Source organism: Sulfitobacter sp. UBA4523 (assembly GCF_002388305.1).
Taxonomy (GTDB): Bacteria; Pseudomonadota; Alphaproteobacteria; order Rhodobacterales; family Rhodobacteraceae; genus Sulfitobacter; species Sulfitobacter pontiacus.
On record NZ_DGMH01000050.1, the window covers coordinates 250,983 to 261,274 of the forward strand.

Below are 10,292 nucleotides of genomic sequence, written 5' to 3' on the forward strand. Positions count from 1 at the left end.
CGCGTAGATATACCCAGGAGCGTGACATGGCAGTGGTTTTTCGGTGGCTGATGCGAATTGCAACGCTCTTGGTGGTGCTGGCGGTAATTGGTGTCGGCGGTGCCTATTGGCTGGCCTCGCGGTCGCTGCCTGACTACGACGATACGGTCCGCGTGCCCAACCTCGGGGCCGAAGTGGAGATCGTGCGCGACAACGCCAATGTGCCGCATATCTTCGGGGAAAGTGACCAAGATGTGTTCTACGGGCTGGGCTTTGCCCATGCGCAGGACCGTCTGTGGCAGATGATCACCATGCGCCGCACGGTCCAAGGCCGCTTGTCCGAGGTTTTCGGCACCACCACCGTCCGTATCGACCGTCTGCTGCGTCGCTTTGATCTTTATACCTTGTCGGTGCAATCGCTTCAGGCGCTCGACCCCAAGACCCGCGCAGCGCTGGATGCCTATGCCGCCGGGGTGAATGCCCGGTTGGATCAGATCAACACCGAAGCCCTGGGCCGCGGTGCCCCCGAAATGCTGCTGTTTGATGCACCCGTCGCCCCCTGGCGCGCGGCGGATTCCGTGGCGCTGGTCAAGTTGATGGCCTTGCAGCTGTCGGGGCATCTGGATGCCGAGGTCAAGCGCGCCCGCACCTCGCTGGCGCTGCCCGATCAAAAGCGCCTGTTCGATATCCTGCCTGACGCCCCCGGCAGTGGCATCGCCGCCCTGCCCGAATATGCGCAGCTGGCCCCCGGCCTGCCGCAGTTCGCCGCCAATATCCCGCTTGATCCCTCGCCGCTGTCGCCGTTCAAATCCTTTGATCTGGCGGGTGCCTCCAACGCCTGGGCTGCCGCACGGGATCGCTCTGCCTCGGGCGGGACGCTGATCGCCAATGACCCGCATCTGGGCTTCACCGCGCCGACCATCTGGTACCTCGCGCGGCTCGAGTTGCAATCGGGCGGTGTCATCGGCGGCACGATCCCCGGTATTCCCGTGGTGCTGACAGGGCGCAGCAGCGCGCTTGGCTGGGGGATCACCTCATCCTATGCTGACGATCAGGATGTCTATATCGAAGAGCTGAACCCCGACAACAGCGAGGAATACCGCACCCCCGACGGGTTCAAGAAATTCGCCAAACGCGCGTCGATTATCACGGTCAAGGATGCCGATCCGATCACGCTGACCCTGCGCTGGACCGACAATGGGCCGGTGCTTCCCGGCAGCCACTATAACCTCGCTGCGATCACCCCGCCCGGTCATGTCGCCGCGCTGAACTGGACCGCGCTGGACCCCGCCGATACCTCAATCGCCGCGGCAATGCAGCTGATGGAGGCCAAGACCGTCGAGGAAGGGATCACCGCGGGCGAGGCCTATATCGCGCCGTCGCAAAACCTGACGCTGGTGGATGTGAATACCATCGCGATGAAAACCATCGGCGCGCTGCCTGCCCGCGACGCCGCGCATCAAAGCCAGGGGCGCATGCCCACACCGGGCTGGATCGCCGCGAACCGCTGGCAGGGCCGCCTGCCCTATAGCGCAAACCCCGAATTCCTGTCGCCCCGTGGCGGGATTATCGGCAATACCAACAACAAGACGGTGGACCGCCCCTTCCCCAACCACGTGTCCTTCCTTTGGGGCGATACGCAACGCATCCAGCGGTGGCGCAACCTGATGCAGCGCCGCCAGGTGCACACCCGCGACAGTTTTATCGAAGCGCAGCTGGATACGGTCAGCTTCACCGCGCGCTCTCTGCTACCGCTGATCGGGGCCGAGCTGTGGTTCACCGGCGAAACCGCGCCCGAAGGCACGTCTGAGCGCCAACGCCAACGGGCGCTGACCCTGCTTGCCGGCTGGTCGGGCGAGATGAACGAACATCTGCCCGAACCGCTGATCTATGCCGCCTGGCTGCGCGCCTTGCAGCAACGGCTGATCCAGGACGAACTTGGGGCCCTGGCGGAGGAATTCGATCATGTCGATCCGCTGTTCATCGAACGTGTTTTCCGTGATGTGGACGGTGCGGCCGCATGGTGCGACGTGCTGCAATCCGCCCCGAAAGAGACCTGCCCCGACATGGCCCGCATGGCGCTGGACGATGCGCTGATCTGGATCAACGAGACATGGGGCACCCAGCTGGAATCCCTGCGGTGGGGCGACGCACACCAAGCCACCCACGACCACCAGACCTTGGGCGAAGTCCCCGTGCTGCGCTACTTCATGAACATCCGCCAATCGACCTCGGGGGGTGATAACACCCTGCTGCGTGGCCGCACCCGTGGCACGGGGCCGGACCCTTTCGCCAATGTCCACGGCGCAGGCTTCCGCGGGGTGTATGACTTCGCGGATCCGGATTCATCGGTGTTCATCACATCAACGGGCCAATCGGGCCACTTCCTGTCGCACCACTACGACGATCTGGCACAGCTCTGGCGGCGCGGCGAATACATTCCCATGTCGCTGGACGAAGAGCTCGCCCGCGCCGCCCCCGTCGGCATCACCAAGCTGATACCGGAGGCAGAATGAACCGCGTGATCCTTTTCAACAAACCCTTTGGCGTCTTGTCCCAATTCACCGACAAGGGCACCGAAGGCTCGCCGCGTCCGACCCTGTCGGCCTATATCGATGAAAAAGGCTTCTACCCCGCCGGACGGCTGGACCGCGACAGCGAAGGGCTGATGGTGCTGACTGACAGCGGCCCGCTGCAAGCGCGTATCTCGCATCCGAAATATAAACTGGCCAAAACCTATTGGGTGCAGGTCGAAGGCACGCCGGATGAACAAGCCCTCGCCGCTTTGCGCAGCGGTGTCACGCTCAAAGACGGCAAAACCGCCCCCGCCAAGGCGCGGCTGATGGACCCGCCCGACCCTCTGTGGGACCGCGACCCGCCGGTGCGGTTTCGCAAATCCGTCCCTGATGCCTGGCTCGAGATCACGATCACCGAAGGTCGCAACCGTCAGGTGCGGCGCATGACGGCCCATGTCGGCCTGCCGACACTCCGCCTGATCCGCGCGCGCGTCGGCGACTGGGAATTACACAAGCTGCAACCCGGCGCATGGCGCTTCTCGTCCGAGCTTGGCCGCTAATTCCAAATGGCCCAAAATCCCGGGGGGCGGCCAAAGGCCGGGGGGCTGGCCCCCTCTTCCCTGACCCCTGAACCGTCAGGAAAACACCCGCGTGCCCCAGACCCCCAACGTGGCAGAGGTCCCGGTCAACACCACCCCCCAAGAGAAATCCGTCGCCACCATCTGTGGTGTCCAGTCTTTCAACGTCGCGAGGTTGGTGAACTCATAGGTGCCATACCCCAAGGCCCCGATCAGCGCCGCATTGCCAAAGACCCACAGCAAGGATTTATCCTGTGCCACCGCGGGACAGCTGACGAAATACAGCAGCACAGCAATATAGAAGGCATAGAAGACAAAGGCGGGCAAAAGCCGGAACTGGTCCAGCAGCAAGGGGCCGATATCACGGCTGAAAACCGGTTTGATCAGATAGCTCAGGCCCAGAAAGTCGAGCCCCAGAAAGATCGCGAATGTCAGCACATAAAGAATAATCAAAGTCATCGGGGGCTCCTGAAAAATCAACGCTCCCCAATCATATGCAGCAGCGCTCGGAAAATGCGACTTTTCCGGGCGTTTTTTTACTTATTTCAATTGGTCCCGAAAGCTGCCGGCCTTACAACCGCTGGTATTGCGCTTCTTGCTGTGCCGACCAGCGCACGATCAAGTTAAACCCGTCTTCGGTTTGGGTTTCCTCGATCACGACGTCCTGTTCGAACAGCCAGGCGCGTTTCTTGCCATCGGCAAAGGCCAGCGTCAGCTCGGCTTCACGCACAGCACCTTGCAGCGCTTCGGCGATGACCGCTTGCAACTCCTCCAACCCCTCACCCGTGATGGCAGAGATGGCAAGAACACTGTCGTCGCGCTGCGCACGGGCGCGTACGGCAGCGGCACGATCGTCATCTAACTGGTCGAGCTTGTTCCAGACCTCGAAGCTGCGCGTATCCTTGGGCACGCCCAAGGACGTCAGGATATCGCGCACATTGCGTGCCTGACTTTCCGTCTCTGCATGAGAGATATCGCGCACGTGGCAGATGATATCGGCGGCCAGAACCTCTTCCAGTGTTGCGCGGAAGGCGGCGACCAGTTCCGTCGGCAGGTCAGAGATGAAGCCCACGGTGTCGCTTAGAATGATCTCTGGCCCGTCGGGCAGCACAAGGCTGCGCATGGTCGGGTCCAGCGTGGCAAACAACATGTCTTTCGCCATCACATCGGCACCGGTCATCCTGTTGAACAAAGTCGATTTGCCTGCGTTGGTATAGCCCACCAGCGCCACGATGGGGAACGGTACCTTGGCACGCGCGGCGCGGTGCAGAGCCCGAGTCTTGACGACCTTGTCCAACTGCCGGCGCAAGCGCACCAGTTGTTCGTCAATGGCGCGGCGGTCCGATTCAATCTGGGTTTCGCCGGGGCCCCCGACAAAGCCCAAACCACCCCTTTGACGTTCAAGGTGGGTCCAGGCACGGACCAGACGCGTGCGCTGGTAGTTCAGCGCAGCCATTTCAACCTGCAGCACCCCTTCGCGGGTGGCGGCGCGGTCGCTGAAAATCTCGAGGATCAGACCGGTACGGTCAAGCAGTTTGACGCCCCATGCTTTTTCAAGGTTGCGCTGCTGGACCGGCGTCACTGGTCCATCGACCAGCACCAGTTCAACCTCGGCCTCTTCAAAGACAAGCCGAAGCTCCTCGATCTTGCCAGAGCCGAACAGCATGCCCGCGCTGACGGTGCGCAGGGGCACAATATTGGCCCCTTCCACGTCCAGATGCGGCAGGGCACGGGCCAAGGCGACGGCTTCCGCCAAGGCGGGCTCCGCGATGCGGCGGTCATTGTCTGACTTGATGTCAGGGTGAATCACCCAAGCCCGGGTACGCTTCGGGCCTGCGGTGTCATCAATTTGAAACGGAGGACGGCTCAATTAGCGTCTTCACCCTCGTATAGCGAGATCGGCGTGCTTGGCATGATCGTGGAAATCGCATGTTTGTACACAAGCTGCGATTGGCCATCACGGCGCAGAAGAACACAGAAATTGTCAAACCATGTGATGACGCCTTGCAGCTTCACACCGTTGATCAGGAAAATCGTTACCGGCACCTTTGTCTTGCGCACATGGTTCAGGAATGCGTCTTGTAGGTTTTGTCGGTCAGCCGCCATTGTTGGTCTCGCTCTTATTCTTGCTGTTGTTCTTGCTGGCAACCGCGGATCGGTTTACCCCTTCGGAAGACTATGAAGACCCGCGCACAGAGTTTCCACCCCAAAATGTCAGAACTGTTGCGCGCAAAGCCGCATCCCGTGTCACGCGCGCCACAGATCAGGGGTGAGCAGCGCAATAATCGCCAAAGTTTCCAACCGCCCCAGCACCATCGCCGCACATAGGATCATCTTGGCCCCGTCGCCCAGCTGGATCAACGCGATGGGGGCATCGGCGGCAAACTCCATCAACGGGCCGGTTGTCGCCAGTGTGGCCACCGACATTACCAGCGCATCGGCAAAGGGCGCGCCGACGAAGGTCAGCAGCAGGGTCACCCCCGCCAGCGACAGCGCGAACAGCATAAAGAATATCCAGGCGATGAACGCCCCGTTGCTTTGCAGCCGCCGCCCCGCTTGACCGGCGCCCGAGACAGAGTGCGGATGGACCAGCCGTTCCATCTCGCGGACGCCATTGCGATACAGCGCAAAGACCCGCAGCAGCTTGACCCCTCCGGCCGTGGTCGCCACCCCGCCACCGATCAGCGCCAGCCCCATGAGGATCAGCCCCGGGGTCTCGAGCCCCGACCAGCTTTGCGCTTCGGCCCATGAGGCGCTGACAAATCCGGTGGTGGTCAGAAAGGAGGTGACCGTGAACATGGCCCCCCAGAAGGCGCTGCCGGTCTCAAGCGCTTCGGCGCTGGCATCTACATCGAAAGCGCCAAGGAAATGGCGCACGAACAGCACCACGGGCACGCCGAGGATCAGCGCCAGCCCCATGCGGAATTCCGGATCGGTAAAAAGCCCCCCTTGCGTCGCCGTCACCGTGTCTTTGGAAAAGGTCAGCCGCGACAGCGCGAACAGCATGAACAGCATCATCATCGCCTCGGCCCCGAAACCGACACCGGTGTCATGCGTCCCCCCAAGTGGCGAGATGCCCGAGGTCGCCAGCACCGACATCGCATGGCACAGCGCCACCAGCGATCGATCTCCGTTGGCCAGCAGCAGCAGCCACAGCATCAGCGTCAGCGCCAGATAGGTAGGCGTCAGCGCCGCCGCGGATCTGAGCAACCGTTGGCGCGGGTCGATCTGGCCCATATTGCTGCGGCGTTCGTCCGGGTTGCCGGGTTCGGCCTGCGAGGTCACCTCGAATCCGCCAAGGTGTAAGGGGGCCAGAATGGCCGACGCCGCGATCCACATCAGCAGCCCGCCCATCCAGGCGACCTGCGCGCGCCACAGATGCAGCGTGTCACTGATCCGCCCGGGATCATCGAACAGCGTCGCGCCGGTCGTGGTGATCGCGCTGACCATATCGAAATAGGCGTGCAGGAACCGCGTGGTTGGCAAAGCCTCGAGAAACGGGATCGCCAGCAGCGCGGGCAGGAAGACAAAGCTGGAAAACAACGACATCAACGGCCCCAAGGCCCCGTGCCGCGCGCGCCGTCCGGCATGGGCGACCGCAATCAGGGTAAAGATAATCACCCCCAGCAGCCCCGAATAGAAAAACGCCCGCGATGCCAGATGGTCTTGGGTGGTCAGCGCAAAGATCGCCGGAAAGATCGTCGAGGCGCTGAACACACCGAAAATCAGCAAGAACAGCGGCAGTTCAAGGATCTCGCGGCGGATATAGGATTTGCGTCTCACGTGCGGCGCTCCGGTAATTTGGACGCAGGCACCATCAGAAAAAGTCGATGGAGACCTGCATCAGCTGTTCGACCTGCGGCACGTCTTTGGCCAGACAGAACACAGCGATGACGTCACCTTCTTCGATGCGTGTCGTGCCAAGGGGGCGCATGACCTCGTCGCCCTTGCGGACCATGCCCATCAATGCCCCTTCGGGGAAATCAATGTCGGACACGCGTTTGCCCGCAATCGGCGAGGTCGATAGCACCTCAGCCTCGATCACCTCTGCCTCGGCGTCGCCGATGGAATAGACCGACCGCACCCGCCCGTGACGGATGTGCCGCAGGATAGAGCTGACGGTGGTGGAACGCGGGTTGATATAGGCGTCGATGCCCAAAGGCTCCATCAGCGGGACCAGCGTGGGGTCATTGATCAGCGCGATGACATAGGGGCAACCTTCGGATTTGGCGCGCACGCAGGCCAGCATGTTGGTCTTGTCGTCATCGGTGATCGCCATCATCGCATCGGCGCGGCCAATCCCCGCTTCGGCCAGCAGGGACGCGTCCAGCCCGTCACCGTTAAGCACGATCGTCCGCTCCAACGCCTCGGCGGCGCGTTCCGCGATGCGGCGGTTCTTCTCGATCATCTTGGTGCGCACCCGCTTGCCGCGCGCCTCGAGGTTCTGGGCCACGGCCAGCCCGACATTCCCCCCGCCCACAAGCACGACACGTTCAAGCTTGCTGGTGGTCTTGCCAAAAATCTCGAGCGTGCGGGGGATGTCATCGCGGTGGCAAAAGACATAGCAGGCGTCACCGACAAACAGCTGGTCCTTGGATTCCGGCGCAAACAGCGTGCCATCACGGCGCACCCCGACGACAACGGCGCGCAGCGTCGAGAACAGATCGGTCAACTGTCGCAGCGGCGTGTTCACAACCGGGCAGTCTTCGTCGATCTGGATACCGATCAGATGCGCCATCCCGTCCATGAACGTCTCTGTATCGAAGGCCGCCGGGGCCGAAAGCCGTTGCAACGCCGCATTTGCCACCTCTTTTTCGGGCGAGATTACAACGTCGATCGGCATGTGATCGCGACGATAAAGATCGGAATAGATCGCCGTCAGATAGGATTGGCTGCGCAGCCGCGCGATCTTGCGGTTGATGCCAAAGACCGAGTGGGCCACCTGACAGGTGACCATGTTCACCTCGTCCGAATGGGTGGCGGCAATGATCATCTCGGCATCGCGGGCACCGGCGCGGTCCAGCACATCGGGGTAGCTTGCAAAGCCGGCAATCCCTTGCACATCCAGCGTATCGGTGGCGCGGCGCACCAGATCGGCGTTGCTGTCAACGATTGTGACGTCGTTGCGTTCGCCCGAAAGATGGCGGGCAATCTGCCACCCGACCTGCCCTGCGCCGCAAATGATCACTTTCATAAATGGGGTTCCTTTGGCGTGAAGCCTTGCCTTGCGTCACCAGCTGGGGCGTGCCCGCGTGACCCGTGATATGCCAGTGATTTGAATGACAGATGGCTATGCAAGGGTCAATTCAAATGTCAGACTTGCTTCCATAGCAAGACGGGGGCGCAAATGCGGAAAACGGCTTTGATCATCTGGGGTGGCGTGGCACTGGCGGCCTGCGCACCGTTGAACACCTACTACAAGCCCGGTGCCACTGTCGCGATGGTCGAACGCCAGACCACGCAATGTCAGGTCGATGCCTTGGCGCAGGTGCCCGTGGCGCTTCAAACCGTGCGCACCCCGCCCCGTTTCATCCCGCCGCGCCGCGTCTGCCGGTCCGATGGCCGTTGCACTTCCCGCGCGGGATATTTCGAGCCCGGGCAAACCTATACGGTCGATCCCAGTGCCGATCTGCGCAAAAGGGTTGAAACGCAATGTATGGCGGATGCCGGCTTTGCCCCGGTGTCGATCCCGCAATGCCCCGCCGGCATCGCCAAGGCCGCGCCGCAGGGGCGCACGACCGCCCTGCCCGCGCTGACCGAAAACGCCTGCGTGATCCGCAATGACGATGGCAGTTTCCAGATCGTGACGCGGGGGTAGCGAACGCGGTCAGCTATCGGCTGCCCCGTCATCATCCACATGCGCCACCCGCGTGCCCGACTTGGCCGAGGTCACCACCCCGAGACTTTTGAGCTTGCGATGCAGCGCCGACCGTTCCATGCCGACGAAATTCGCGGTGCGGCTGATGTTGCCGCCGAACCGGTTGATCTGGGTCAGCAGGTATTCGCGTTCAAACGCCTCGCGGGCCTCGCGCAGGGGCAAGGTCGCCAAGGCACCGGACAGCACCACGCGGCCCTCTTCATCGGTGGTTTCTTCCTCGCCCGGCAGCTCGCGCGCTTCGATCGGGCCGGTACCGTCGCCAAGGATCAGCACACGTTCCACCAGGTTCTTGAGCTGACGCACGTTGCCCGGCCAAACCATCGTCTGCAACAACGCCTCTGCATCGCCCGAGAATTCGCGCAGCGGCAACCCCTGCGAGGCGTTGAAATCCGCGATAAAGTGGCGCGCCAAGACGGGGATATCCTCGCGGCGGTCCTCTAGCGACGGGACAGAGATCGGCACGACGTTGAGCCGGTGAAATAGTTCCTGCCGGAAGGTGTCTGCTTTAATCGCGGCGTCCAAGTCCTTGTTTGTGCTGGATATAACACGCAGATCGACACGCACCTTGTCGTTGCCGCCGACGCGGGTGAATTGCTGGTCCACCAGGACACGGAGGATTTTCGATTGTGTCCCCAGCGGCAGATCGGCCACCTCGTCAAAGAAGATCACCCCGCCATGCGCCTGTTCCAGCAGGCCCGGCTCTACCCCACGGTCGGGGGTTTCGCGGCCAAACAACACTTCTTCCATGCGGTCCGGCGCGACACTGGCGCAGTTGACCGTCACGAAGGGGGCCGAGGCCCGGTTGGAATTGGCATGGATATAGCGCGCGGCGATCTCTTTGCCCGCCCCCGCAGGGCCGCGCAGCATCACCCGACCGTTCGACTTCGTGACCTTGTCAAGCTGCCCCATCAGCGTTTTGAAGGCGGTCGAGCTGCCGATCATATCAGTGCTCGCGACCTCGCGCCGTTTGAGGCTGTGGTTCTCGCGACGCAGGCGCGAGGTTTCCATCGCGCGGCGGATCACCACCATCAACTGGTCGATATTAAAGGGTTTTTCGATGAAGTCATAGGCACCCTGCTTGATCGCCGCGACCGCGATTTCGATGTTCCCATGCCCCGAGATGATGACAACAGGCACATCCGGATTGTCCCGCTTTACCGTTTTCAGAATGTCGATCCCGTCCATCCGGCTGTCTTTCAACCAGATATCAAGGATCATCAGCGCTGGCGGTTCCGCGTTGATGGCCGAGATCGCCTCGTCCGAATTGCCGGCCAACCGCGTGACAAAGCCTTCGTCTTCCAGAATGTCCGAAATCAACTCGCGGATGTCGCGTTCGTCGTC

The 10,292-nt window shown here is 62.0% G+C and carries 9 protein-coding genes; 3 read left to right on the forward strand and 6 right to left on the reverse strand.

Features of this window, described 5'->3' with window-relative positions; genetic code table 11:
* Nucleotides 1–26 precede the first annotated feature (26 nt).
* Both B3849_RS12715 and B3849_RS12720 read left to right on the forward strand, forming a co-directional pair.
* Nucleotides 27–2,495: a penicillin acylase family protein gene (locus tag B3849_RS12715; RefSeq protein ID WP_278426310.1), complete on the forward strand. Its 2,469-nt coding sequence runs from the start codon at nt 27–29 to the stop codon at nt 2,493–2,495.
* Entirely contained in the window at nt 2,492–3,055 is a 564-nt protein-coding gene (locus tag B3849_RS12720; RefSeq protein ID WP_037944262.1) for a pseudouridine synthase, read from the forward strand. Before B3849_RS12715 ends, B3849_RS12720 begins: the two co-directional genes overlap by 4 nt.
* Nucleotides 3,056–3,130: 75 nt before the next feature.
* Here the strand turns inward: B3849_RS12720 and B3849_RS12725 are convergent, their stop codons facing one another.
* The 5 genes from B3849_RS12725 to trkA form a co-directional block, all read right to left on the reverse strand.
* Nucleotides 3,131–3,532 carry a DUF2177 family protein gene (locus tag B3849_RS12725; RefSeq protein WP_278426309.1) on the reverse strand — a complete coding sequence of 134 codons (402 nt, stop codon included), beginning with the start codon at nt 3,530–3,532 and terminating at the stop codon, nt 3,131–3,133.
* A 112-nt stretch (nt 3,533–3,644) separates the two neighbouring features.
* Nucleotides 3,645–4,883 carry a GTPase HflX gene (gene hflX / locus B3849_RS12730; protein ID WP_132996614.1) on the reverse strand — a complete coding sequence of 413 codons (1,239 nt, stop codon included), beginning with the start codon at nt 4,881–4,883 and terminating at the stop codon, nt 3,645–3,647.
* Between the two features lie 56 nt (nt 4,884–4,939).
* Nucleotides 4,940–5,179: an RNA chaperone Hfq gene (gene hfq, locus B3849_RS12735; protein WP_005853497.1), complete on the reverse strand. Its 240-nt coding sequence runs from the start codon at nt 5,177–5,179 to the stop codon at nt 4,940–4,942.
* A gap of 141 nt (nt 5,180–5,320) precedes the next feature.
* Nucleotides 5,321–6,856: a TrkH family potassium uptake protein gene (locus B3849_RS12740; protein ID WP_005853496.1), complete on the reverse strand. Its 1,536-nt coding sequence runs from the start codon at nt 6,854–6,856 to the stop codon at nt 5,321–5,323.
* Nucleotides 6,857–6,890: 34 nt separating this feature from the next.
* Nucleotides 6,891–8,267 (reverse strand): Trk system potassium transporter TrkA, encoded by a 1,377-nt coding sequence (trkA, locus tag B3849_RS12745; protein WP_005853494.1) that lies wholly within the window; start codon nt 8,265–8,267, stop codon nt 6,891–6,893.
* Nucleotides 8,268–8,420: 153 nt separating this feature from the next.
* Here trkA and B3849_RS12750 point away from each other — a divergent pair, with 153 nt between their 5' ends.
* Nucleotides 8,421–8,891 carry a hypothetical protein gene (locus B3849_RS12750; RefSeq protein ID WP_005853493.1) on the forward strand — a complete coding sequence of 157 codons (471 nt, stop codon included), beginning with the start codon at nt 8,421–8,423 and terminating at the stop codon, nt 8,889–8,891.
* A gap of 9 nt (nt 8,892–8,900) precedes the next feature.
* Here the strand turns inward: B3849_RS12750 and B3849_RS12755 are convergent.
* Nucleotides 8,901–10,292 (reverse strand): sigma-54-dependent transcriptional regulator (locus tag B3849_RS12755; RefSeq protein WP_286780245.1); only part of this gene is annotated, 1,392 nt, incomplete at its 5' end.

What these genes read in the sequence shown, in the direction of transcription:
- B3849_RS12715 (WP_278426310.1), top strand. Translation starts at nt 27, where the DNA reads ATGGCAGTGGTTTTTCGGTGGCTGATGCGAATTGCAACGCTCTTGGTG.
- B3849_RS12720 (WP_037944262.1), top strand. Translation starts at nt 2,492, where the DNA reads ATGAACCGCGTGATCCTTTTCAACAAACCCTTTGGCGTCTTGTCCCAA.
- B3849_RS12725 (WP_278426309.1), bottom strand. Translation starts at nt 3,532, where the DNA reads ATGACTTTGATTATTCTTTATGTGCTGACATTCGCGATCTTTCTGGGG.
- hfq (WP_005853497.1), bottom strand. Translation starts at nt 5,179, where the DNA reads ATGGCGGCTGACCGACAAAACCTACAAGACGCATTCCTGAACCATGTG.
- trkA (WP_005853494.1), bottom strand. Translation starts at nt 8,267, where the DNA reads ATGAAAGTGATCATTTGCGGCGCAGGGCAGGTCGGGTGGCAGATTGCC.
- B3849_RS12750 (WP_005853493.1), top strand. Translation starts at nt 8,421, where the DNA reads ATGCGGAAAACGGCTTTGATCATCTGGGGTGGCGTGGCACTGGCGGCC.